The sequence below is a fragment of the Azospirillum sp. TSO5 genome (assembly GCF_003116065.1).
Taxonomy (GTDB): Bacteria; Pseudomonadota; Alphaproteobacteria; order Azospirillales; family Azospirillaceae; genus Azospirillum.
Genome location: NZ_LGQY01000144.1, coordinates 35961 through 60360 on the forward strand (window position 1 = coordinate 35961; position 24400 = coordinate 60360).

Annotated in this window: 21 protein-coding genes; all 21 read left to right on the forward strand. The window is 68.3% G+C overall.

The features are described 5' to 3' along the window. The first annotated feature begins 193 nt into the window (after nucleotides 1-193). The 21 genes from TSO5_RS29410 to TSO5_RS33145 all read left to right on the forward strand — a co-directional run bounded on the left by TSO5_RS29410 (nucleotide 194) and on the right by TSO5_RS33145 (nucleotide 24284). The gene (locus tag TSO5_RS29410; RefSeq protein WP_247871025.1) at nucleotides 194-1531 is read left to right on the forward strand and encodes a TolC family protein; all 1338 of its coding nucleotides are present in this window, start codon (nucleotides 194-196) and stop codon (nucleotides 1529-1531) included. Continuing rightward, on the forward strand, nucleotides 1528-3210 hold the full coding sequence (locus tag TSO5_RS29415) for an ATP-binding cassette domain-containing protein (RefSeq protein WP_109154932.1): 1683 nt from the start codon (nucleotides 1528-1530) through the stop codon (nucleotides 3208-3210). The genes TSO5_RS29410 and TSO5_RS29415 overlap by 4 nt, the downstream gene beginning before the upstream one ends. Next, complete coding sequence (locus TSO5_RS29420; protein ID WP_109154933.1) at nucleotides 3207-4577, forward strand: HlyD family type I secretion periplasmic adaptor subunit; 1371 nt, start codon at nucleotides 3207-3209, stop codon at nucleotides 4575-4577. Before TSO5_RS29415 ends, TSO5_RS29420 begins: the two co-directional genes overlap by 4 nt. A 46-nt stretch (nucleotides 4578-4623) precedes the next feature. After that, on the forward strand, nucleotides 4624-7707 hold the full coding sequence (locus TSO5_RS29425) for an ABC transporter substrate-binding protein (protein WP_109154934.1): 3084 nt from the start codon (nucleotides 4624-4626) through the stop codon (nucleotides 7705-7707). Between the two features lie 14 nt (nucleotides 7708-7721). After that, on the forward strand, nucleotides 7722-8129 hold the full coding sequence (locus tag TSO5_RS29430; RefSeq protein WP_109154935.1) for a hypothetical protein: 408 nt from the start codon (nucleotides 7722-7724) through the stop codon (nucleotides 8127-8129). 2 nt (nucleotides 8130-8131) lie between these two features. After that, the gene (locus TSO5_RS29435; RefSeq protein ID WP_109154936.1) at nucleotides 8132-8614 is read left to right on the forward strand and encodes a hypothetical protein; all 483 of its coding nucleotides are present in this window, start codon (nucleotides 8132-8134) and stop codon (nucleotides 8612-8614) included. Between the two features lie 95 nt (nucleotides 8615-8709). Continuing rightward, nucleotides 8710-9375 carry a hypothetical protein gene (locus tag TSO5_RS29440; protein ID WP_109154937.1) on the forward strand — a complete coding sequence of 222 codons (666 nt, stop codon included), beginning with the start codon at nucleotides 8710-8712 and terminating at the stop codon, nucleotides 9373-9375. Further along, a complete protein-coding gene (locus TSO5_RS29445) occupies nucleotides 9363-12605 on the forward strand; it encodes a type VI secretion system protein (protein WP_247871026.1) in 3243 nt (1080 codons plus the stop codon). The genes TSO5_RS29440 and TSO5_RS29445 overlap by 13 nt, the downstream gene beginning before the upstream one ends. Nucleotides 12606-12997: 392 nt before the next feature. Beyond that, complete coding sequence (locus tag TSO5_RS29450) at nucleotides 12998-13498, forward strand: DUF697 domain-containing protein (protein WP_109154938.1); 501 nt, start codon at nucleotides 12998-13000, stop codon at nucleotides 13496-13498. A gap of 42 nt (nucleotides 13499-13540) precedes the next feature. Beyond that, the gene (locus TSO5_RS33095; protein ID WP_199231059.1) at nucleotides 13541-13711 is read left to right on the forward strand and encodes a hypothetical protein; all 171 of its coding nucleotides are present in this window, start codon (nucleotides 13541-13543) and stop codon (nucleotides 13709-13711) included. Continuing rightward, nucleotides 13708-14487, forward strand: a complete 780-nt coding sequence (locus tag TSO5_RS29455; protein ID WP_247871027.1) for a transporter substrate-binding domain-containing protein — start codon at nucleotides 13708-13710, stop codon at nucleotides 14485-14487. Before TSO5_RS33095 ends, TSO5_RS29455 begins: the two co-directional genes overlap by 4 nt. 7 nt (nucleotides 14488-14494) lie before the next feature. Continuing rightward, entirely contained in the window at nucleotides 14495-16192 is a 1698-nt protein-coding gene (locus tag TSO5_RS29460; RefSeq protein ID WP_109154940.1) for an ATP-binding cassette domain-containing protein, read from the forward strand. A gap of 1 nt (nucleotide 16193) precedes the next feature. After that, complete coding sequence (locus TSO5_RS29465) at nucleotides 16194-17507, forward strand: prohibitin family protein (protein WP_109154941.1); 1314 nt, start codon at nucleotides 16194-16196, stop codon at nucleotides 17505-17507. A 7-nt stretch (nucleotides 17508-17514) separates the two neighbouring features. Beyond that, nucleotides 17515-19188: an ATP-binding cassette domain-containing protein gene (locus tag TSO5_RS29470; RefSeq protein ID WP_109154942.1), complete on the forward strand. Its 1674-nt coding sequence runs from the start codon at nucleotides 17515-17517 to the stop codon at nucleotides 19186-19188. A gap of 57 nt (nucleotides 19189-19245) precedes the next feature. After that, nucleotides 19246-20403: an SDR family oxidoreductase gene (locus tag TSO5_RS29475; RefSeq protein WP_109154943.1), complete on the forward strand. Its 1158-nt coding sequence runs from the start codon at nucleotides 19246-19248 to the stop codon at nucleotides 20401-20403. Between the two features lie 32 nt (nucleotides 20404-20435). Continuing rightward, nucleotides 20436-20864 carry an SET domain-containing protein gene (locus TSO5_RS29480; RefSeq protein WP_109154944.1) on the forward strand — a complete coding sequence of 143 codons (429 nt, stop codon included), beginning with the start codon at nucleotides 20436-20438 and terminating at the stop codon, nucleotides 20862-20864. Then, nucleotides 20861-21610 carry a hypothetical protein gene (locus TSO5_RS29485; RefSeq protein WP_199231060.1) on the forward strand — a complete coding sequence of 250 codons (750 nt, stop codon included), beginning with the start codon at nucleotides 20861-20863 and terminating at the stop codon, nucleotides 21608-21610. The genes TSO5_RS29480 and TSO5_RS29485 overlap by 4 nt, the downstream gene beginning before the upstream one ends. Before the next feature lie 62 nt (nucleotides 21611-21672). Beyond that, nucleotides 21673-22857: a porin gene (locus TSO5_RS29490; RefSeq protein WP_247871028.1), complete on the forward strand. Its 1185-nt coding sequence runs from the start codon at nucleotides 21673-21675 to the stop codon at nucleotides 22855-22857. A 447-nt stretch (nucleotides 22858-23304) separates the two neighbouring features. Then, nucleotides 23305-23538 (forward strand): hypothetical protein, encoded by a 234-nt coding sequence (locus tag TSO5_RS29495; RefSeq protein WP_109154945.1) that lies wholly within the window; start codon nucleotides 23305-23307, stop codon nucleotides 23536-23538. A 27-nt stretch (nucleotides 23539-23565) separates the two neighbouring features. Beyond that, a complete protein-coding gene (locus tag TSO5_RS29500; RefSeq protein WP_109154946.1) occupies nucleotides 23566-24036 on the forward strand; it encodes a hypothetical protein in 471 nt (156 codons plus the stop codon). Beyond that, the gene (locus TSO5_RS33145) at nucleotides 24033-24284 is read left to right on the forward strand and encodes a hypothetical protein (protein WP_109154947.1); all 252 of its coding nucleotides are present in this window, start codon (nucleotides 24033-24035) and stop codon (nucleotides 24282-24284) included. Before TSO5_RS29500 ends, TSO5_RS33145 begins: the two co-directional genes overlap by 4 nt. The last annotated feature ends 116 nt before the right edge of the window (nucleotides 24285-24400 follow it).

The following is a 24400-nucleotide window of genomic DNA, read 5'->3' on the forward strand; positions in this document are numbered from 1 at the left end:
AGCAATTGAACACTGTTTTGTCTTAATTTCTGACGAGATCGGTCGGCTATATTCACCAGCGCAACAAGTCGCAAAGCGTCAGCCGACAGCGTTTCCCAGGACCTTCATGCGAAAATTTTTCTTTTACGCCACGGCCTGGCTTGCGCTTCTTGGCGGAGGTGCGCAACCTTCGATTGCATCGCCGCGCGAAGACGTGATCTCGCTGATTGCCAAGGCGACGGAAACGCATGACCGTCTGAGAGGGGCGGAGGCGGCAGCCGACTCCGCACGCAATGGCCTGCGGATCAGCCATGGCGGCTGGTATCCGACGCTCAGCCTGTCGGCCAACGGCGGACGCGAAACCACCGAAAAGCCGGCGGGCCTTCCCAACACGGACCTGAACGCCGGCCAGCTTTCGGTACGCGCGACCCAGCTGATCTGGGACTTCGATGCGACCAATGCCGACATCCGACGGGCGCAAGTCTCAGTCGTCCGCGCCGACATCGCGGTGGAGCGCACCCGCCAGGAGTTGCTGGTGGAAGGCCTCTCCGCCTACGCCAATCTCGTCCGCGCCCACCGTCTGCTCACCTTCGCCCGCCAGTCGGAAGACAACATCCGCCGCCAGACCGGCCTTGAGGAGGTCCGCCTTCAGGAGGGCTACGGCTTCTCCACCGACGTCCTGCAGGCGAAGAGCCAGCTTGCCGGCGCCCAGGCCCGCCGCGTCGCCGCCGAAGAGGCGATGCAGACCGCGCTGAGCCGCTTCCAGGCCTATTTCGGCCATGTGTCCTTCCGGCTGGACGGCGCCGAGGTTCTGGCGATGACCAAAGCCACCCTGCCCCCGTCGATGGACGCGGCTGTGGAGGAGGCGCGCCGCCACAATCCGCGTCTACAGGAGTTGGCCCTGACCACCGCCGCGGCAGAGGAGGCCGTGACCTCGGTGCGCGGCCGCAGCCTCTATCCCCGGGTCGAAGGCTTCGTCGAGCGCAACATCAAGCGCGACGTCGCCGGCCAGCCCGGACGGCAGAACGAGCTGCTGTTCAAGCTGCAGGTCACCTTTTCGCTGAACACCGGCCTGACAGCGATCAACAGCGTCCGCCTCGCCGAGGCCGACCTGCGCGCCGCCGACGCCAACTGGGCCGATCAGGAGCGCACGGTGCTGGAAACCGTCCGCAACAGCTGGAACCGGCTGGCAAGCGCCCGGTCTCAGGTGAAGCTGCTGAACGATCAGGCGAGCCTCGCCGCCGGCTTCCTCGATGTGGCGCGGGCGGAGCGTGAGTTGGGCTCCCGGTCGCTCATCGACATCCTGTCGGGCGAGACGACGCTGATCAACGCCCGCAGCGACGCCGCCGCCGCCGAGACGGAACTGGTTCTCGCCGGCTACCGCCTGCTGGCCGCCATGGGCCGGCTCAGCGTTGCCGACATCCAGACCAAGCCGATGCCGAAACTGGCGGCAATGGGACGCGGCCTGTTCGACGACCCCGGCAGGCAGGAACCGGCGCCTCCCGCCAAACGGGATTCGAAGCGCAAGCGCGGGAAGGGAGACCAGCAATGACCGGCGGCGCCATCGGCCTGCTGCTTCTGCGGCTTCGCGCAAATCTGCGGCTGACGACCCGCGTCTTCGCGGCCTCGTTCGCCGCGAACCTGCTCGGCCTCGCCTCCTCCTTCTACACCATGCTGGTGCTGAACCGGTATGTGACGCACGGCGTCGATTCCACGCTCGTGGCGCTGACCGTCGGCGTCGTGCTGTCCATCGCTTTCGAACATTTGTTCCGCCATGTCCGGCTGGGCATCGCTGGACGCATCGGCCGTGCCGAGCATGAGCGGCTGGCGACCGGCGCCTTCGGCATCCTGCTGACCGCACGGAGCGGAGCCGGTTCGGCGGAAGGCGACGCCGCCCGGCGTGAGGCGATGCGGGCGCCCGAACAGATCGACGCGGCATTGGGCTCCGCCAATCTGGCGACGCTGTTCGATCTGCCGTTCGCGCTGGGCTTCATCGTCGTGGTCGCGCTGGTCTCCTGGCCGCTGGCGGCGATCTGCGTCCTCTTCACTCTGTTGTCGATCGGTGCCGGCCTGCTGGCCCAGGCGGACATGCGGGCGGTCGGACGCGATCTGGCCCAGGCGGGCGCCGAAGCGCAGGGTCTCGTCACCTCCGCCATCGTCGGCCGCGACGCGGTCGCCCTGTTCGGCGGCGCGAAGCCGCTGCTGAGCGAGTGGCAGCGGGCGGCGAAGGCACTGCGGACGATGCGCGAGCGGATGTCGATGCGACAGGGCCGCGCCCAGTCGATGGCACAAAGCCTCCAGGCGCTGCAGGGCGTGGCGGTCATCGCCACCGGTGCCGTGCTGGTGGTGCGCGGCGAACTGGATGTCGGCTCATTGATCGGCGTCAACCTGCTGGTCGGCCGGGCGCTGGCTCCCTTCACCCGGCTGGCGCAGATCGGCGAATCGCTGGCGATGGCGCGGCAGGCGCAGAGCCGTCTGGAGCAGTTCGCCCGCACGGCGGTGGAGCCGCAGACCGGCACCAGCCTGCCCCGCTATGGCGGGACGCTGGAACTTCGCGACCTGACCTACACCCCGGCCGGCGCCGTCACCCCGTTGCTGCGCCGCCTGTCGCTGTTGGTCCCCGCCGGCAACATCCTGGTGCTGAAGGGCCGGAACGGATCGGGCAAATCGACGCTGATCCGCCTGGTCGCCGGGCTGGTCGATCCGCAGGAAGGGGCAGTGCTGGCCGACGGCGTCGACATCCGCAAATTCGCCCCGCTCTGGTGGCGTCAGCAGATCGGTTATCTGCCGCAGGAGCCGGTCTTTCTCAACCGGACCATCCGGGAGAACCTGCTGCTCGCCAACCCGCGTTTGTCCGAGACGGAGTTGCAGGCCGTTCTTCACCGTGCCGGCGCCGACCGCGCGGTCGCCGACTGCGCCCAGGGGTTGGACACGCCGCTGCGCAATTTCGGCCAGGAACTGCCGGTCGGCCATCGGCGCAGGCTGGCGCTCGCCCGCGCACTCGCGGTCGGCGGACGGCTGATCCTGCTGGACGAGCCGACCGACGGGCTGGATGCCGAAGGTACCGCCGTCGTCTACCGTACGCTGATCGAACTGGCGCGCGCCGGCCACACCGTGGTCATCGCCTCGCATGATTCGCGCATCCTCCAGGGCGCCTCACTGGTGCTCGACCTCGACCGCCCGCAGGACATGGCGATGCCCCCCGACACGGCCGCAATGGTGGCGTCATGAAGCCGCTTCCCCTGCTGACCCGCAAGCCGGTCGCCGGCCCTACCCTTCCTCTGGGGGGCGCGACGGCACCGGCACTGCCCTTCACCACTGCCACGACGCCGGAGACCGAAGGCCGCTTCGGCGACGGGTTGTTCGCCGTCGGCATCGCCGCCTTCCTGGCTGCGGTGGGCTGGGCGTCGGTCGCCGAGCTGAACGTCTCAAGCAGCGCTCCCGGCGACGTGGTGCCGCTGGCCTACAACCAGTCGGTCCAGCATTTCGAAGGCGGCATCGTCCGCGACATCCTGGTGCAGGAAGGCGATTCGGTGAAGGCCGGGCAGATTCTGGTCGAGCTGGATCAGACCAAGACGCGCGCAGACCTTGAGGAATTGCGCCTGCGCCTCGGCTCGCTCTCCGCCGACATCGCCCGGCTGGAGGCCGAGGTCGCGCGCCGCGACAGCATCGACTTTCCCGACAAGCTGAGCCGCGAGCGGCCGGATCTGGTGGCGCAGACCCGCGACCTGTTCCGCGCCCGGCGCGACCGGCTGGCCTCCGACCTCGACATCCAGCGCCAGGACATCGTCCAGCGCGAACAGCAGATGGCCGCCGTCCGCGCCCGCATCGCCGGCTCCCAGGTGGCGCAGGGCCTGATCCGCGAGCAGCTGTCCATCAGCGAAAGCCTGCTGAAACGCGAGATCACCAACCGCATGAAGCATCTGGAGTTGCTGCGCGACGATGCCCGCATCACCGGTTCAATCGCCGAAGATCGGGCCACCCTGGCCCAGGCCGAAGCGGCTCTGGCCGAGGCCCGCAGCAAGCTGGTGTGGATCGGCCGCAAATATGAGGAAGAGGGCCGCAACGCGCTCGACGAGGCGCGGCGCAACCACAGCGAACTGTCGCAGCGGCTGACCCGTTACCAGGACAGCCTGGATCGCTCCAGCATGCGCGCGCCGATGGACGGCATCGTCAAGACACTGGCGGTCTCCACCAAGGGCGCCGTCGTCAAGGCGGGGGAAACCGTGGTGGAGCTGGTGCCGCGCGACGGCAATCTGGTGGTGGACGCCCGCCTGCCGGTGCAGGACATCGGCTATGTCCGCGCCGACCAACCGGTGGTGGTGACGCTCGCCGGCAGCGACGCCTCACGCTTCGGCCATATCGAGGGCCGGGTGCGGACGATCAGCCCCGACACCCTGCTCGATGCCAACAAGCAGTCCTACTACAAGGTGCGCGTCGAGCTGCCGGTGACCCGCTTCGACTATGGCGGCAAGACCTACGAGCTTTTCCCCGGCGTGCGGGTGACCTGCAGCATCCTGACCGGGCGCCGCACCATCCTCGACTATGTCTTCTCGCCGGTCCTAAACGGCCTCCAGCACGCGATGCAGGAGCGCTGAGGGTGATCCGCGCGGCACGATTTTCCCCTCCCCCGAGGTTCACCCGATGCTGAGTTCGCTCCAGCCCCGTTCCCGGCCGCCGCTGCGCTGGTCGCACATGACCAAGAAGGCGCGCTTCGCCCTGATCCTGGCGGCGGCGATGCTGGTCACCGTGCTGGTGTCCCTGGTGGTGCGCGCCGGCTTCCTCGGCGAACGCGGCGGCGAGCCAGTGACGCTTGCCGTGGTCGGACCGCTGAGCGGACCGGACGCCGCACTGGGGCTTGCGCTGCGCAAGGGTGCGGCGTTGCGTGCCGACACCATCAACGCGGCGGGCGGCATCGGCGGCCGGCCGGTGGAGATCAGGCCCTTCGACGACGAGGGCGACAAGGGAAAGTCGCTGGAGATCGCCCGGCGCATCGCCAACGATCCCGCCATCGTCGCGGTGATCGGCCACACGCCGGAGGCCACCGACAGCGCCACCGCCATCTATGCCCAGAAGAAGATCCCGCTGATCGCCCCGCGCCCGCTGGTCCGCCCGGCGGATGCGGCGCCCAGCCCCTGGCTGTTCAGCATCGCCTTCGACCGCACGCATGAGACCCGCTTCCTCGCCAACTACGTCCGCAACGTGGTGGGCGAACCGATGGTCGCCGTCATCCGCGAAGACAGCGAGCAGGCGGCCACCCTGGCCGGCCAGTTCGACACCATCCTCCAGCGTTTCGGTACCAAGCTGGTCAACCAGTGGACCTACGCCCCCGGACGCGGCGGAGCCGGCGCCCTGCCGACGCTCGCCCAGGCGGTGAAGGAGAAGATGCCGACCGGCGCCGTCGTCGTCATCGGGTCGGCGGTGGACAGCGCCCGCGTGGTGGTCGCGCTGCGCGATGCCGGCGTGCGCAACCTGATCGCCGGCGGTTCCGAAATGGCGACCGCCGCCTTCCGCACCGAAATCGTCGCCCAGACCCAGGCCAATCCCAAGGCGCTGACGCCGGAGGCCTACGGCCATGGCCTGCTGGTCGCGTCGCCCGTTCTGTTCGACACGGCGAACGAGCGGGCGCAACGCTTCTACGGCCAGTATGTCAAACGCTTCAACGCGGTGCCCGACTGGGCGGCGGCGCTGGGGGCCGACGGCGTCGACCTGATCGCCGGCGCCATCGCAGCCTCCCCCGCCAGCGCCGGCAAGCCGGACGGCGACGCGCTGCGCCTCGCCATCGCCGGCCACGACCGGACCGAGAACGCCTTCCAGGCCAATGCCGGCGCCTGGACCTTCGACGCCCGCGGGCAGGCGACGCTGCCGGTGATGATGGCGACCTACAACGGCCTGAACCCGGTGGCGGCGCTGACCCAGCTGCAGCCGATCCGCGAGGCCGGCGTCTCCAACTTCCTGGAGGAGGTGCAGCGGGGGCGAGCGCTCTACGTCAACGACCGCTTTATGTACAAGACGGACGTCATTTATACCGGCGTCCAGCTGCACGAGATCCGCGACCTCAATCCCGATGCCAACGAAGCGACGCTGAACCTGACCATCTGGTTCCGCTACCGCGGCGCGTTCAATCCGGCCGATGTCGTCTTCACCAACGCGGTCAAGCCGGTGGAACTCGGCAAGCCCTACCGCGAGGAACGCGGCGAGGTGACCACCTACGTCGCCTACCGGATCGAGGGGCGCTTCGCACTCGACTTCTCCGACCAGCGTCCGCCCTACGGCAGCCATTCGGTCGGCGTCAGCTTCCGCCACCGGACGCAGAACCGGAATACCGTGATGTTCGTCACCGACGTGCTCGGCATGTCGCTGGTGAACACCAACGACTTCGTGGAGAAGCTGAAGGCGATGGCGGCGGCGGAAACCGCCTCGGCCGCCGATCTCAGCCTCGCCGACCGCTTCCGCCGGGCGATGGAGGGCGAAAGCGAAAGCTCCACCCTGCTCGACCAGCTGCGCGCCCGGCGGGTGCTCGCCCCCTCGCCCGGCTGGCGGCTGGCGCGTGCCTGGATTTCCCAGGACGTCACCAGCGTCAGCAGCGAGGGCGACCCCAACTATGTCGGCTTCGGCCGGCCGCAGCCGGACTTCTCCCGCGTCGATTTCGGCGTGGTGGCGACACCGGACGCACCGGCGGCGCGCGACTTCATCCATCGCGACTTCTTCGTCTACATCGCCATCTTCAGCGCCGTCCTGGCGGTCTTCGCCGCCTTCATGGACCGGCGCGACCGCGGCCAGTTCTGGAAGATCCAGACGCTGTTCATGCGCATCCTGTCCTGGCCGCTTCTGCTGATGTCGGCCGGCAACATCGCGCTGGATCAGGCGGTGGCGACGCTGCCGGCCAGCGGCATCGCCATGGTGGTGAACGGCATCAACGTGCTGTGGTGGATCGTGCCGGCGATCCTGGTCGACCGCACGCTGGAACGCTTCGTCTGGACCCCGCTGGAGATCCGCACCCAGCGCCGCATCCCGGCGATCGTCCGCCGCTTCTCCACCCTGATCGTCTTCGGCTTCGCCGGCTGCGGCATCATCGCCTTCGTGCTGAAGCAGCCGATCACCAGCCTGCTGGCCGCCTCCGGCCTCGTCGGCATGGTCGTCGGCCTCGCCATCCAGGCGAACATCGCCAACGTCTTCTCCGGCATCGTCCTCAACATCGAACGGCCATTCCAGATCGGCGACAGCATCCAGATCACCGACATCGTCCGCGGCATCGTGGTGGACATGACGTGGCGAACGGTGCGGGTGCGCAACGTCGCCGGCTTCATCGTCGCCATGCCCAACGCCAAGGTGTCGGAGGCCACCGTCGTCAATTTCAGCGTGGTCGAACGCGTCTCGATGAAGCTGGAATATTTCGCCGATGCGCGCCACGACCCCGGACGGATGGGCGGCCTGCTGACCAGTGCGCTGCGCGCCACCGACCGGGTGATGCCCAGCGCGACCGGCGGTCTGCCTTTCGTCCGCTATGACGGCTTCCGCGCCGTCAACGGCCAGTGGCTGTGCAAGTACAACCTGTTCTTCTGGGTCAAGGACCACGACGCCAGCTTCGCCGTGCCGGAACTGGTCTGGCGGTCCGTCTACCGCACGCTGGCCGATGCCGGCATCGACCCGACACCGCCCGACCTGATGGAAGCCGGTGCCGCGATCGGCGCCGCCACCGGCACCGTCACGGCCATTCCGGCATGAGCAGGACCATTCCGATGACACGCCCCTTCTTCTGCCGCCGGCTCGCCGCGGCGATGCTGCTGCCGGTCCTGCTCGCCGGGGCGGGCTGTGCCCCGCTCGGCGGCGAAAAATCCGCCGCGATCCTGGAGCGGGTGGCCGACGGCGACTATGACGTCGGTATCCATTATCCGTCCAAGCGCACCCGCTATGTGATGATCGTCGAGGACGACGAGGAGTCCTTCGCCATCACCAACCGCCCGACGAACGGCAAGGATACAGCCGGCCCGGTGACGATTCCGGCAGAGGAACCGGCCGTACCCCAGCGGAATGACCGGGTGCTTGCCCCCTGCGCCGGGTCGGCCGGCAACTGGTATCGCCACACGCCGGCCGGCTATGTCTGCGCCGGTCAGCCGGGCGCCGCGTCCGCGGCGGCAGGTGGCTGACGATGAAGCGTCTGGCTCTGACGATCGCCCTGCTGCTTGCAGGCTGCGCTGCGGACAGGTCCGCTCGTCCGGACGCGAATGGCGGCGCGAGCGGAAACTCCGCCCCCATTCTTCGCATCGAGGCCGATGCCGACGCCAACGACCGCCATCCGGTGGCCGTCGACGTGGTCCGGGTGGTTGACGGCGAACTGGCGCGCCGGCTCGGTTCGCTCGACGCCGCAAGCTGGTTTCGTGATCGGGCCGCCCTGAACGGTGAGGCCGCCGGGCGGATCGCCATCGCGTCGTGGGAGATGGTGCCCGGTCAGAGCGTGATCCTGCACAACCTGCCCCCCTTCACCGCCACACCGACCGCAACCATCGTCTTCGCCCGCTACGGCACGCCGGGCGTCCACCGTCAGTCGCTGGATGGCGCGGGCGCCCTGGACATCCGGCTGGGCCGCAACGGCTTCACCGTGGCTACGCTGCCGAAGGACACAGCACCGTGACCGTTGGGCCTTCCTCGCCTGCCCGCTTGTCCGGCCAAGCTCCGGCCGCGCCGGCTCTCACCCAGGGAGCGACGCGCGGAACCGGACCGGGTGTTTTGCCCCTGTTCCGCGCCTTCCACACCGATCTGCTGGCCGGCTGCGCTCAGGAGCAGGCCCCCGTCGGATCGGTGGCCGAACGGCTGGTCGCGACGCTCCATGGCATGAGCACCGCGGCGACCGCCCAGGGACCTGCGGCCCATGGCATGGTGGTGAAGGCGGTTTTTGCGATGGCGATGCTGGCCGACCGGGCGCTGTCCCAGGTGAAGCCGGCCGATGCCGTCGTCGCCGGCCGCCTGTTCGGCGCGAACGCCACGTTGCAAACCCTGTTCGTCCAGACCGACGACCTGATCCGCCAGGGCGCCAAGGCCGACCGCGGGCTGGCCACCGTCTACCTTGCAACGCTGGCTCTCGGCTTCCCCGACGACGCCCAGGCGGCGGCCCGGCGTTCTCCGTTGCACCGGATCGTTACCAGCAAGGAAGGTGGAACCGAGCCGATTCAGGCCGGCCTTGCCAGCCCGCGCGCCTATGATCCGCCAGCGGGTGCCGTGCTCGGCACCTTCCGTCCGTCGGCGCGGCGCTGGTGGATGGCCGCCGGCGGCGTGGCGGCACTGTTCCTGATGGTTTCGCATCTGCTGTGGTCCACCGCAGTGAACGAGCTTCAGCGTGACCTGCGCGGCGCCCGGTCCGCGGTCGAGGATATGGGGCTGTCATGGTCCTATTGATCCTGACGCTGGAGTTCCTGCTCTCCTCCATCGGCTCGGCCATCGGCTGGGTCCTGTCCTTCGTCTTCGCCCTTCTGCCCTACGCGCTGGCGGCACTTCCAGCCTACATTCTCTACCGGGCGGCCCGGACGGTCTGGCCCAAACTGCGCGCCCGGTTGCGCCGTCGCCGCAAGCCCGCCGCCAAGGCGCCGGCCCGCAACAGGGCGGCCGCGCGCAAGGCCATGCCTTCCTCGCCCCTGCATGTGAGGGCGGAGACCCCACCTCCGTCGAAAGCCACCGCCGGCAAGCCTCCGCTGGCCCGCATCTACGGCGAAGGCCTGGATATCCTGACCCGGCAGATGCGCGGTCCCCTGCGGCGCGGTGACATTCCCTGGTTCCTCGCCTTCGGCGTCGGCGGTCCGGCGCTGCTCGCCACCGACCCGACTCATGTCACCTGGCCGGAGGATGGCAGCACCGGCGACGGCTGCTGGTGGTTCTGCGAAGGGGCGGCGATCCTGCACGCAGGCGCCGATTCCGCCGACGGCTCAAAGCTCGACGCCTCCTGGCCGTCGCTGGTCGCGGCGATGGCCAAGCGGCCGATGCGCCGGCCGCTGGACGGCATCCTGCTGATGGTCGGCGCCGACGAACTGTGCGCCGCCACCGAACGCGAGGCGCCGCGCAAGGCTTTGGCCAAGCGGGCGGAGTCCCTGCGCGCCCGGCTGCGGGCGATCCGCGATGACCTCGGCATGGTCTGCCCGGTTCATGTGGTCGTGGTGCGGGCGGAGGCCCTAGACGGCTTCGCCGACCTCTGCGCCGCGGTTCCCTCGGCCCTGCTGGACAGCACGCTGGGGTGGACCAGCCAGCAGGACTGGCTGCTGCCTTTCGAGCCCGCCCGGGTGGGCGAGGCGTTCGACGCCGTCCGGTCGGACCTGGCACTGCTGGAGGCGGACGCTCTTGCCGCCGGAACCGCGGGGGTGCGCCTGCCACTGCTCGCTTCGTCCCTGGAAGCGCTGCGGCACCCGCTGGCGCTGTTCCTCGATGGTGCGTTGGGAGGGGATGAGGCCACAGAACCCTTTCCGTTGCGCGGCATCGCCCTGACGGGTGCCTGTGCGACCGCGACGGGCGGACGGCGCCCGGCCTTTGCCCGTGACCTGCTGCCCGGCCGCGCCTTCGCCGAACCCGGCTATGGCCGTCCGTCCGAGGCCGCGTTCCTGAAAGGCCGCCGCCGTCGCCGGATCGCGCAGGCCACGCTGGCCGCATCCGCCACGGTCCTGTCGCTCGCGGCGTGGCAGGGCTTCGCCACCGTCACGGCCGGCAGCCCCGCCGTCGCGGACTCGGTCGCCGACCTGCGGCGGTCGCTGCTGTCGCACAACGCCGTTGCCGACGCTGCCTTGGCGACCCGCGTGATCGCCGCCACCGCCGCGATGGAACGCGACCAGCTCGCCACGCCGCTGCTGCCGACCTCCCTGTTCAGCAGCGTCGACGAGGACAAGCGGCGGCTCGCGTCGGTCACCCTGCGCCGCGCGGTTCTGCGGCCGATCCGCGACGCGCTGCTGCCCAGTTCCACCCTGACCAACCTGCCTCCCGTCACCAATCCCCGCAGCGTCGAAGAATTGCCGGCCTTCCGCCGGCTGGCTGCACAGTTGGACCGCATCGGCGGCCGGCGCGACGCACTGGAGCGTTACGACCGCTTCCGCCGCAACAGCGGGTTCGACGAACTGATCGCGCTGGCGGAAAGCGTCTATGGTGCCGTCCCCCGCCCGCCGGTGACGGCGACCGACGGCTTCATCACGCGCATCGCCGCCGGTGCCGACCTTCCCAACCTGGATGCCAGGACCATCGCGGTCGCCTTGCGGGCGGAGTCGGTGCAACTCGCCACTCCGCTCGCCGAGGAACTCTATACCCGCAACCCCTTGCGCCTTCGCGCGCAGGCGCTGGCCAACCGTCTGCAGAACCTTCCCGAGGCACCGACCGAAGAGGATGTCGCAGAGGTCCGCCGGCTGGCCGATGCCGTCACCGAGGCCGCCGGCTGGCCGATCGCCGCCGCGTTGCAGGCCCCCGCGCGCGGGTTGCCGGATGCTGTCAAGCTGGCGCTTCAGAAGGCGGCGATCGCCGATCTGCCCGGCCGCGACACCACCGAGCGCATCACGGAAGCGCTGTCGACCGCCGCCACGTCGGCCCGCGCCGCCGTCCTGGCGCTTGAGGCTGTCCCGGTCGGCCGCCTGCTCGCAAGCGGCGAGGGAGGAGCGCTGGCCTTGAACCCGGCTGTCGCCGCACTGCCGGACCAAATGGCCGCTACCTTGGCCAGCAGAGTGCCGGACGAACCGGCGCCGGCCAAACCCGCTGCCCCTGAAAGCAAACCCGTGGAGTCCGTTTCGGCCGCACCGCCTGTCGAGCCGCGTCCGGCGCCGCCGGTCCAGGCAGCGGTTGCTCCCATGCCCGAACGACCGGTTGCCGCCAGTCCGGCGCCTGCACCGTACACGCCGCCGCCGCCCCTGCCGGTACCGCCCGCCGGGATTTCGGCCCCCGATACCGGCGCGGCGGTGGCGACGCTCGACGCGACCTTCTCCCAGTCGCTGGCAGGCCGCTTCCCCTTCGTCCGTCCGGACCTCGCCCGCGGCGCGCCCGATGCCGATCCCAAGGAGGTTCGCCGCTTCTTCGAGCAGCTTGACGAGAACCGGCCCGCGATCACGAGGGCGGCGACGCCCGAACTCGCTGCTTTCCTGGAGAAGATGGAAGCGGCACGGCCGCTGCTCGACGCGGTCGCACGCAATGCGCCCGTAAGGGTGCGTTTTACCTACGGCACCAACCGGACGCAGGAGCTTGGGGCGGAACATATCATCGATTGGTCGGTCCGTTCCGGAAGCGGTGCGGTCGGCGCCTCCACCGGGTCCGAGCCGATGGTCTGGAAGATCGGTCAGCCGCTGCAGATCAGCTTCCGCTGGGCGTCCGGTTCGCCCTACCGGCCGAAAAGCGCCAGGGCGAGCGAGGCCGAGGCCGTTGCGGGCGACACGTTGACCCTGGTGGAACGCGGCTCATGGGCTCTGCTCCGCCTGTTGAGAAGCCGGTCGGCTCCCTCCTCAGCCACCGGTGACGGCGTCTTGCTGCGCATCGCCTTGCCGACCCAGACCATCGGCGGCGAACCGGCGCGCGACACGATCCTGTTCATGACGGCGTCGATTGCCGCCGGATCGCGCGCGTCCCTGTCGCCCAGGGCGCTCGATCTGCCGTTCCGATTCCCTTCCAGGTAGCAAAATACAGTGACCACAAGAAAAGAAGATGACGAATTTCGTTACAATCCACAGCAAGGCGATACAATATCCTTTCAAAACCCCAGTAACCCTGATTGCGGCTTAATACGATTTTAATCAATAAAAACGTATCAGTAGGTTATCTCACGCCAATCCGGCAGACTTATGGGTTCTGCCGGAAAACCGATCTAATCATGATTTGCTAATTTCTTCGCTGCCCCTAAGCAGCAAACGCCATTTGTTTGTCAATCGCTGCGTCCGCAATTGACGAAAGGCTGCTGCTTTCCCCCAGGAAGCTCGGCTCGGCGATGCGAGATGCATGTAAACGTGTGTTTCGCGTCGGAATATCCACCACCGATCAACACTTCCCGACCCGAGAAAGGCTTCGGATCATGGTAGACCGTAAGAAGCGTGCCCAGGACCTGATCAAGTATCACAGCTACGCCTCCGGCGCCTTCGGGCTGATCCCGGTTCCGGGCGCCGACGTCGCCGCCGTCAGCGCGGCGCAGCTGAACCTCGTCCACAAGCTCGCCAAGCTGTACGAAGTCGAGTTCGCGCAGGAGCGGACCCGCGCCATCGTCGGCGCCCTGCTGGGCGGCGTCATGCCGGGGGCTCTCAGCTCCAGCGTCCTCGGCTCCGCCGTCAAGGCCGTCCCCTTCATCGGCACCGCTCTCGGCGTGGCGGTGATGCCGGCGCTGTCTCTGGCAGCGACCCGGGCTCTGGGCCAGGTGTTCGCCCAGCATTTCGAGACCGGCGGCACGCTGCTGGACTTCGATATCGATGCGATGCGCGAGTATTTCCGCAAGGAGTTCGAGGCCGCCAAGGGTGAGGCCGCCGACGCCCCGGCCGCCGCACCGCAGATGGACGAACAGCCGATCCAGAAGGCCGGTTAAGGCCTGAACGACGGAACGCCGGGTAAAGAGGGAAGCATCGCCGTGCTCGAGCTGATCTATATCGGTCTCTGCCTGCTGGTCGGGTTCCTGGGGATCGGCCGCCGCGGCGGCTTCCTGCTTTACGCCTTTCTGGCGGTGGTTTTGACGCCGCCCGGCGCTCTCCTCGTCATGATCCTGCTGACCACCCGCCGCAAGAAGCCGGCGAAGGCGTGATCGCAGCCATGACCTCCACCCATTTCACGGCACCGCCACGCCGTCCGCTGGTTGCGACTCTGCTGCTGGGCCTGCTGGCTCTGCTTGCCATGTCCTTCCCGGCGAACGCGGAATATTGGACCGTGGCGTCGGAAGACCATTTCCCGCCCTATAATTACTCCTTCAACGGCAATCGCACTGGCATCGACACCGAAATTGTCAACGCGCTGCTGAAGGAGTTGGGCGTCACCCCGGTCCACCGCCCGCTGTCCTGGTCAGAGGTGGTGCAGGCGATGGACGAGAACACCGCTGACATCGGCTTCCAGTTCATCGCGTCACCCGCCCGCTTCGCGCAATACAACATGATTGGGCCGTTCCGCACCGGCACGACGGTGTTCATGGTGCGCAAGGATTCGACAATCACCTTCGACCGGCTTGAGGATCTCACTCCCTACCGGATCGGCGTGGTCGACGGCTTCTCCTACGCGCCCGATTTCGACGCGGCGACCTATCTGGACAAGCTCGCCTCCAGCAGCAACGTGGTCAATTTCCGCCGCCTCATCCTGGGTCGGGTCGATGTCATCATCGGCGACCTGCATGTGCTGAACTACATGGCGAAGCAGGACGGCCGGCTGAAGGACGTGCGCGTGCTGCCCAAGCCCGCCGGCCTGATCCCCCGCTACATCGCCCTGCCGAAGGCGCGCAAGGAAAAGGCGGAGCGCCTGCAGGCCGCCTTCGTCAAGCTGCGCGACAACGGCACCATCGCCCGCATCCTCGACAACTGGTTGGCGGAGTGATCGGGCGATGGGCAAGCGCACTCCTCCCCCCAGTCGGCCGCCGTCCTATCTGCTGCCGCTGATCGGCCTCGCCGACCGCAGCATCCTGACCCGGCTGGTCGTGACCGGCTGCGTCGCCGCCACCGCCAACCTCATCAGCCTGATGAGCCTCAGCGCGGAACTGAGCGGCTGGATGCGCGGCGAGGTGCTCGACACTCCCTTCCTGGTCTTCTGCCTGTCGCTGCTGGTCGCTTATGCCTTCAGCAAGCGCTTCGTCGCCCTGACGCTGACCACAGCCTTCAGCGCGCTGGCTGGGGTTCGGCGCCGCTTCCTGCTTCATGTCACGCTGGGGGGCCATGCCGACATCCTTGATCTGCAGGCCAAGCGGTCCTTCGATCTGGGCAACCACCATCTGGAGCGCATCGCGGCCCTGCTGCCCAACCTGTCGATCGCCGCCAACATGATGCTGGTGGCGGCGGTTGCCTACCTCTACCTGTGGACGCTGTCGACCGTGGGCGCCACGCTGCTGCTGGTCGCGGCGCTGATGGTGGGCGGCTGGTACGTACGCGAGGCGCAGCGGACCCGCGCCCTGCTGACGGATGCCAAGGAGTCCGAGTTGCGGATGCTCCAGGGCTTTTCCGAGCTGGTCGGCGGCAATGCCGAGATCAAGCTGGGGAAGGCGCGGCGCGATGAGCTGTCCCAGGCGGTGGAGGCCGACGTCGCCCGCTGGGAAGAGCTGAAACGCCGCCACGGCCGCAATCTGGGCGAGCTGTTCTCCTGGATCGCGACCATCATCATCGGCTTCTCGGCGGTCTTCGTCTTCATCTTCCCGCGCATGGGCGCGATGTCGGTGTCCGAACTGCCGCTGGTCACCTCGGTTATCCTGTTCCTGGCCCGCCCGCTGTCGAAATTCCTCAACGCCGTGCCCGACTATGTGGCGGCGGAGGATGCGGCGGCGCAGCTGACGGCCCTGCTCGGCACCATGCCGGCACTGGAATACGAGCCGTCGCGCACCGCCCGCGCACCGCGCCGCTTCTCCAGCATCGAGCTGCGCGGTGTCGGCTTCGCCTATCGCGCAGGGCTGCGGCCGGAGCCCTTCGTGATCGGCCCGGTGGACCTGACCATCCCGGCCGGCAGCGTGGTCGGCATCGTCGGCTCCAACGGGTCGGGCAAGTCCACCCTGCTGCGCGTCATCCCTCTGCTGTTCCGTCCGGACGAAGGGCAGGTTCTGCTCGACGGCCAACCGGTGGAGACCGACCGGCTGGAAGCCTACCGCGACCTTTTCTGCGCCGTGTTCCAGGACCACCACCTGTTCACCCGGCTGCCGCAGGGCCCAGGCTTCGACGCCGAGCTGTTCCGCGAGATGCTGGCCTATCTGAAGATCGACCATCTGGTGCCGGACACCGGCGACGGGCTGCTGAACCGCGACCTGTCGAAGGGACAGCGCCGGCGCGTCGCCCTGGCGGTCGCGGTGGCCGAGGGCCGGCCGGTCGTCATCCTCGACGAATGGACCTCCGACCAGGACGCCGAGTTCCGCACCCGCTTCACCAACGAGATCATCGGCAAGCTGCGGTCGCTCGGCCGCACCGTGATCTTCGTCTCGCATGACGGCGACGTGTCGTCGGTCTGCGACGTCACCATTCGAATGATTAACGGGCGAATGGACATGCCGGCCAACAAGGTCGCGTCCGCCGCCGCTATGGCTTGCTTGCAGGAGACCGCGTGACATGGCTGACCAGGCCTTCACCATCGACGACGCCGATGCGCTGCCGAAGCCGAAGTCGCGCCTGCGCGCGCTGCTGGCACACTGGTACGACGAACACCGCCGGTCCCTGCTGTGCACGCTGCTGGTCGGGATCCTGATCTTCCTTTATTTCGCACCGTCCATCGTCGTCTTCATCCCGGCGGGCCATGGTGGCGTGCTGTGGAAGCGCTTCCACCAGGGCACCCAGATGGCGCCAGCGCTGCCCGAGGGCGTGCACGTCATTTTCCCCTGGGACAAGATCGAGATCTACGACCTGCGCCTGCAGGAGGACACGCGCTCCTATTCGGCCATCGCCAACGACGGCCTGAACGTCAGCATCGAGATCACTGTGCGCTACCGCCCCTATGCGGAGATGCTGGCCGCCCTGCATAAGAATGTCGGCCCGCGTTACCTGGAAGTGCTGCTAGTGCCGGAAGTCGGCTCCGTCTCGCGCGAGATCGTGTCGCGCTTCAAGGCGGACGAGCTGTATGCCCATCGCCGCCTGCGGGTGCAGACCGAAACCTACGAGCAGGTCGCCGACCGCGTGATGTATGCCCAGCTGATCGGTGCGGAGAACGTGCCGAAGCCGGACGGTCGGACCAAGACCGGCTATCTGCTGATCCAGGACATCCTGATCCGCAATGTCACCCTGCCGGACGCGATCATGGCGTCGATCGAACGCAAGATCCAGCAGGACCAGGCGGCGCAGGAATACCAGTTCCGCCTGCAGCGCGAGCTGTTCGAAAGCCAGCGCAAGCAGCTGGAAGGCCAAGGCATCCGCGCCTTCCAGGAGACCGTGCAGGCCAACCTGACCGAGAATTACCTGCGCTGGCGCGGCATCGAGGCGACGCTGGAACTGGCCCATTCGCCCAACGCAAAGATCGTCGTGATCGGCAATGCCGCCAGCGGCGGGCTTCCCCTGATCCTCGACGCCGCCTCCGGCCAGAACGGCCTGCCGGCCCCTGGCATCCCCGCCGCAACGCCGGGCGCGCCGCCCGCCGGCCCGAACGCCAAGCTGACCTCGGTGCCCACCAGCACCGCCGTGCCGCCGGTCTCGCAGTTGCCGTCGCTGAGCGGAGAGGGAACGCCGGGCCAGACTCCCGTCGGCCAGATGCCGAGCCTGAACACCGGCGGTGAATCGGCGCCCGCCGCCACGCATCCGGCGGCGCCCACCCCCGCCACCAAGCCCGAACCGGCGAAGGAAGGGTCCAAGGACGGCTCGAAGACCGCGGCCTCGGCTCCGATCCTGTCGAAGGTGTCGCCGTCCAAGCTCCTCGAAATGATCCAGTCGAAGTGAGGCGGCGATGGACCTCTGGCGCATCCTGAGACGCGAGGCGTTGCGCAACCTCCAGCCGCTGATGCTGCTGGCGGTGCTGGCCGCCGCGCTCAACCTCGCCCTCCTGACCTCGCTGAACGATGCGCTGCTGGCGCTGGACGATCCGGAAGGCTTGCAGCGGCTGCTGATCGTCTTCCTCCTGTCGGCCTTCCTCTGGCGCATCGCCCAGGGCTGGATGATGAACGCGGCGTCAAAGCGGATGCAGGCCGCCCTTGCCATCCTGCGCGTCGACCTGCTGCGCCGGGCAGTGGCCGCCGACCTGCCGGACGCCATGGCGGTCGGCTCCTCCCGTCTCGCCCAGGTGGCGGGACCTGAGCTGCAACTGCTGGCACAGGCCGTGCCGACCCTGGTCATCAGCTTCCAGTCGGTCGCCGCGATCCTGCTGTGCCTGCTTTACCTCGCCACCCTGTCGGGTGCGGCGGTCCTGATCGTGCTTGGCTTCCTGGTCGTCGGCGGCATCCTGATCGGTCGCTCCGTCATCCGGCTGGAACTGATGTCGGAAACGATCCACGAGGCCGAAGGCGCCCTGTCGGAACGGTCGGAGCACATCCTGCAGACGCTGCGCGAGTGCAAGCTGAACCGCCGCCGCGCCGCCAACGCGCTGGCCGACGCGACATCCTGCGCCGAAACCCTGCGCAAGGAACGCCACCGCTTCGGTGCGGAGTACAGCCATTACTTCACCATCAGCGAGCTGACCTATTACGCCGCGCTGGCCGGCATCATCTTCCTGCTGCCGGCGGTGACCAACACCGACATCGCCACCGTCATCCTCGCCGGCCATGCCGCCGCCTTCATCGCCTATCCGGTCATCACCATCGTCGCCTCCTATCCGTCCTATATCGCCGCCGAGACCGCCGCCCGCTCTTACCTCGCGGTTGAGGCGGAGTTGAAGGCGGCACCGCAGGCGGTGGCTCCAGGCCGCGGCAGCGGATCGGATGACGACTTCTCCACCATCGCGCTGGAGGGCGCCACCTTCCGCCATGCCAGCCGCGACGGTGTGGGGTCCTTCACCGTCGGTCCGGTGGACATGACGGTCGAACGCGGCAGCGTCGTTTTCGTTACCGGCCACAATGGTGCGGGGAAGAGCACGCTGATCCACATGTTGCTGGGCCTTTATCCGATCCAGCGCGGCATCCTGTCGGTCGACGGCGTGCCGGTGGGGCCGGACGGCCTAGCCGCTCACCGCGACCGCTTCGCCGTGGTGTTCTCCGACAGCCATGTGACCCGCCAGCTCTATGGCGCCGCGACGATGGAAGACGGCTTCGCCGAGGAACTGCTCGATCTGCTGGAGATGTCGGGCAAGGTCGCGGTCGACGGCCGCGCCTTCACCACCGTCGATCTGTCGCAGGGCCAGAAGAAGCGCCTCGCCCTGATCGCCGCGCTGCTGGAACGCAAGCCGGTGCTGGTGCTGGACGAATGGGCGGCCGACCAGTCCCCCTATTTCCGGCGCAAGTTCTACCGCGAGATCATTCCCTGGCTGAAGGCGCGCGGCGTCACCGTGATCGCGGTGACCCACGATGACGCCTATTTCGACGCGGCCGACGTCCAGCTTCAGGTCGACCGCGGCGGCATCCGCCGCCTCGTCACCAATGTTCCCCCGGGCGGCATTCCTGCCCCCGACCTTCTTCCCGCCTCTTCCTGAGACGGATTTCCTTCCTCCCCTGCCCCCATCCCTTCAGACGCGAGACAGAGGCACACCATGATCCTTCTCACCGGCGGTACCGGCTTCCTCGGCGGCTCCTTCTACCTCGACGCCGTGCGGAACGGGTCCGCGGCGGACTGCCTTCTGCTGATCCGCGGCGCCGACGAGGCCGCCTGCCGCGCCCGCCTCACCGCCAACCTCGCGCGCTGCGTCGACCGCGCCACCGCCGAGGCCTATGCCGGCCTGTGCCAGATTCTCCCGGGCGACCTGCAATCGCTGGCGACCAGCGCCGACCCGCGGCTGGACGCGGTGACCCACATCGTCCACGTCGCGGCCGACACCTCCTTCGACAGCCGCCACTCGGTCTGGCAGATCAATGTCGACGGCACGCTGGCTCTGGCCGCCCGCGCCCGCCGGATGAAGCATCTCCAGCGCTTCCTGCACATCGGCACCGCCTTCTGCTGCGGCGAGACGCCGTGGCTGGAAATGGTGAGCGAGGCTCCGGCCCCCGGCCATGACACGCCGCACATCGTCGAATACACTCGCAGCAAGGCGGCGGCTGAACGGGCTCTCGCCGCCGGCTTCCCCGACCTGCCGATCGTCGTCTGCCGCCCGTCGATCGTCGTCGGCCACACCCAGCTGGGCGTGCGCCCCAGCGCCAGCATCTTCTGGTTCTTCCGTCTGGTCGACCGCACCGGCGTGCTGCCCTGCTCGCCTGACGGCTTCATCGACATCGTGCCGGTGGACTGGGCCTCGGCCCGGCTGCACGACCTGCTGCGCAAGCCGGACCTGAAGCACAGCATCTACCACATCTCCGCCGGCATCGGCAGCCGGACCACCTGGGCTGATTTCGAAGAGGCCTTTACCAGCCACGGCCATGAGGGCAGCCGCCCTTACAGCTTTTTCGACCCGAAGGGTCCGGAAGGCTGGAAGCCGTTCGACCGCGCCTATCGCCTTGCCTTCCCGCAGCGCGACATCCTGCACCGGACGATGGCCGCCGGCGGACGCAAGTACCACCGCTTCACCGCACAGGACATCGCCTTCGACAACAGCCGCCTGCTGTCGGAAGGCTTCGCGCCGCCGCCGCGCTTCGCCGATTACATCGGCGTCTGCCTGCAGCAGCCGCGCACGACCATCGAGGAGCAGTTCGTCGACGACGCCGCCAGCTTCGAGTTCGACGAATCGCTGGCTCCCACCGCCACCGCTGCCGCCTGACGCATCACCCAGCCTGTCGGAATAAGGACGCCATGCCGCTCCTCATCCCCACCCGCCTCGCTCCCAGCCCGATCCACGGGCTGGGTCTCTTCGCCGAGGAGCCCGTCGCGGCCAGCACGCCGGTGTGGCGGTTCGATGCCCGTGTCGACCGCCTCTTCGCTGCCGACGACGCGCTGCTGGACGAATTCCCCCAGCTTTCCCGGCTGGTGGATTTCCATGGCTGCGTGATCGACGGAGTCGGCGTACTGCTGCCCGGTGACGACGCCCGCTTCCTCAACCATGACGACGAGCCGTCCATCGGCCGGGCCGACCCCGGCGACTGGCGGGTCTTCATCACCCGCCGCGCCATCGCCGCCGGCGAGGAGATCACCTGCAACTACGAGGACATTTGCGCCGATGTCCGCGAGGCGGGTGCGGCCAGCTACCTGTCGGCAAGCGATCTGCCCGGAGCGCCGGCATGACGCCGCGCGCGTCGCATCACCCCTTGCGGACCAGTATCGTCGAACCCGCCGCCCTGACGCCCGAACGGCGGGCGGTGATGTTCGCCCTGCTCAGCGTCTGGTTCGAGGGCTATGGCGAGGAGTATTTCAACGAGGAGCTGGGCGACCTCGACCACTGCGTCCTTCAGGAGGATCCGGACACCGGCGAGCTGGTCGGCTTCGCGACGGTCTACCGCCAGGAGGTCGACATCGCCGGCACCGCCGTCGGCGCCTTCCACACCGCCCACTGCATCCTGGAACGCCGCTTCTGGGGATCGAACGGGCTGGTGCGCGCGATGGTTGCCGAGATGGTGGACCGGGCGCGCGCCGACCGGTCGGGACGGCTTTGGTACTGGAGCTACAGCGCCGTCGGCTACCGCTCCTACCGCTACATGCCGATGCTGTTCGTCCGCCACACACCCAATGCGGACCAGACGCTTGACGGGCTGGACCGGGCATTGCGCGACCATATCGGCCGCGAATGCTTCGCCCGGTATTACGACGCCGAGACAGGCACCGTCGACTGGAAGTGGCAGGGCTATGGCCTGACGGAGGAGGCCCGCGCAATCAGCGACGCCAAGCTCGACAGCCCGGCGGTCGCCCAGTTCCGCCACCTGAATCCGCGCTGGGCCGACAGCGTGGAGATCCTCTGCCTCGCCCGCCTGACCGACGACAACCTCACCCCCTTCGGCCGCCGCTGGTTTCCGGCGGCCCAGCCCGCCGCCTGACGCCCGCCATTCAATTCGATGCCACCCGTCCAACGCCGTCCATTCCCGGAATGACCATCCCCATGCGCCCGATGTCCACCATCACCATACTTCGCACCGCAGCCCTGGCCGGCACCGCCACCGTCGCGCTTCAGGCGGCACCGGCCCTTGCCGAGGCCGAGTTCAGCCTGACCATCGGCGGCGACGCCTATTTCCAGGGCGCCTATGTCAGCCAGAAGCAGGACGACGGGCTGCGCTCGACCGAGTTCGCCAACCGCCTGCGCCTGATCGTCACCCCGTCCGCCACCGCGGACAACGGGCTGACCTACGGCGCCCGGCTGCGACTGGTCTCGGGCAACGGCGACCCGTCGGTGTCGAGCCGGACGGTGGAGAATGACCGCGCTTATCTCTACGCCAATGGCGCCTTCGGCACGGTGCAGGCCGGCGTGATCAATGGGCTGTCGGACGAATACGGCATCATCGGCCCCAACACCGAAGGCATTGCCGGCAGTCCGGACAGCAACGGCATTCTGTTCCTCTACGGCTCCGCCACCTATGCGGCCCTGCCGCTGGCTGCGACCAGCCTGCGCACGCTGGTGTCCTACGACACCGGAACCAAGTTCATCTACATCAGCCCCAGCTTCGGCGGCTTGCAGGCCGCGGTGTCCTACACCCCGCGCACCGGCGATTCCAACACGTCGGTCAACCGCCGCAAGGTGGATGCCCTGGGCGATGCGCTCGCCTTCCGTGACGTGGTCGAAGCCGGGGCCGCCTTCCAAGGCGCGTTCGGCGACGTGACGGTGGAGGCAAGCGCCTTCTACCAGACCGGCAAGGCGGTGCGGCAGAGCGACGGCATCGCCAGCCAGTCCTTCGAGGATCTGAACTCCATCCATGTCGGCGCCAATGTCGGCTACGGGCCGGCGAAGGTCGGCGTCAGCTATGCCTTCAGCGGCGACAGCGGCTATGCCAAGGGCATCGCGCAGTCGCGCGACCAACAGAACCTGATCGTCGGCGCCCAGTATTTCAGCGGCCCGCTGCTGTTCGCCGGCAACTACATGCGCGCGCTTGGCAACGACGTGGCGACCATGACGACGCCTGCCAAGGCCGACATCTGGCAGGGCGGCGTCACCTGGACCGTGGCTCCCGGCCTGACCACCGGGCTGGAATATGACTATGTCCGCTCGACACTGTCGGGAGGTGCGACAAACGGCGGCGATCTGACCGACCGGGCACACATCCTGATGCTGGACACCCGTCTGGCATTCTAGCGTTTCGATCGCTCGCTCTCGTCCCTGTTCGATTGAGGCGGGCTGGCCGCCGTAAATGGAATGCTGGATGAGACCCGCCGGTAGCCGCTGACCCTGTATGGCGAAGGTCAGAGCTGACATGGCGACTTCGGCGCGTATTTTCGTTCGGTCGAAAAATGCACGGCAAGAAGTCTGCCTCCGGGTTGAAGGCGAGGTTCTTGCCGATGTGGCTACGGGCGCGCAATCAACGAGAGTTGATGCTGCCACCCTTAGTCGTTTGACGCCGTCGACCTTCACATGGGGGCGACCCGCCACCGTTCGCATGAGCATCGACCAGGGCAAGTTTCGATCCATGCCCCCGCGTAGGGGGCGACCTTCCGCAGCCATGGCACCTGCCCGTTCCGGCCGTCGTTTCGATCCACGCCCCCGCGTGGGGAGCGACGAAGAGGCGATGAGCAGGACCGCAGCTTGTGGCAAGCCGCCTGCGAAGCTGGCGGGCCGCTGGATGACGCCAGTGCCGCCGTTGACTGGGCGTCGGCCACCCGTCGTGGCCGCGCCGCCAACTACGGCCGCTGGCTCACCTTCCTCGACCAGCAGGGTCTGTTGGCACCGGATGCCACCCCTGGCGATCGCGTGACGCTGGACGTGGTGCGTCGCTACATCGACCTGTTGCGTCCGGTGCTGGCGCCGCTGTCCTTGTAGACCACCATCGACCAACTCGCCGCGATCATGCCGGCCCTGGCGCCCGACGCCGATTGGGGGTGGCTGCGCCGCACCGCCGGTCGCCTGAAGCGCGGCGCCGTCAACCAGAAGCCGATCGCGCCGCGCATCCGCAACGCCGCCGACCTCTACCAACGCGCCCTCTCCGCCCTCGCCGGGATCGACGACAAGCCCGAAGCTCGGCCGTTCGCCCATGCCACCGCCTTCCGCGACGCCCTGATGATCGCCCTCACCGTGGCCCGACCGATCCGTCGGCGCACCCTTGCCAGTTTGCGGGTGGGTCAGCATCTCCGGCCGACCTCCAACGGTTTCCTCATCCAGTTGGAACTCGATGACCTCAAGTGCAGCGGGCCGATGAGCTTCCCGCTGCCGCCCAGCTCGGTGCCCCACATGGCGCGCTATCTCGACCAGCTCCGGCCGCGTCTGCTGCAAGGCCACGCCCATGATGGGCTGTGGATTACCGCGAGGGGCTGCCGATGACCCTCAACGGCGTCTACAGCCGCTTCGAGCGCGCAACCCCGGCCATCCTCGGCGAACGGATCAACCCGCACTTGCTGCGCCACTGCGCCGCGACCAGCATCGCCCTCGACGACCCGCAGGGGGCGCGTCTGACGGTTGCGTTGCTCGGCCAGCTGTCGGACTCTACCGCCGCAAGGTGGAAGCACTGGAGGCGGCCCTCGCTGGCGGCGAGGACAGCGCCGAGGCGATGGAGAGGGTGCGGATTATGATCGACCGCGTCGTCCTGACGCCCTCCCCTGCCGGGGCCGGGCTGAACGCCGGCCTGCACGGCGAGTTGGCCGGCATCCTGGCGGTCTGCGAGGGCACCGCTCAGATGCACAAAGCC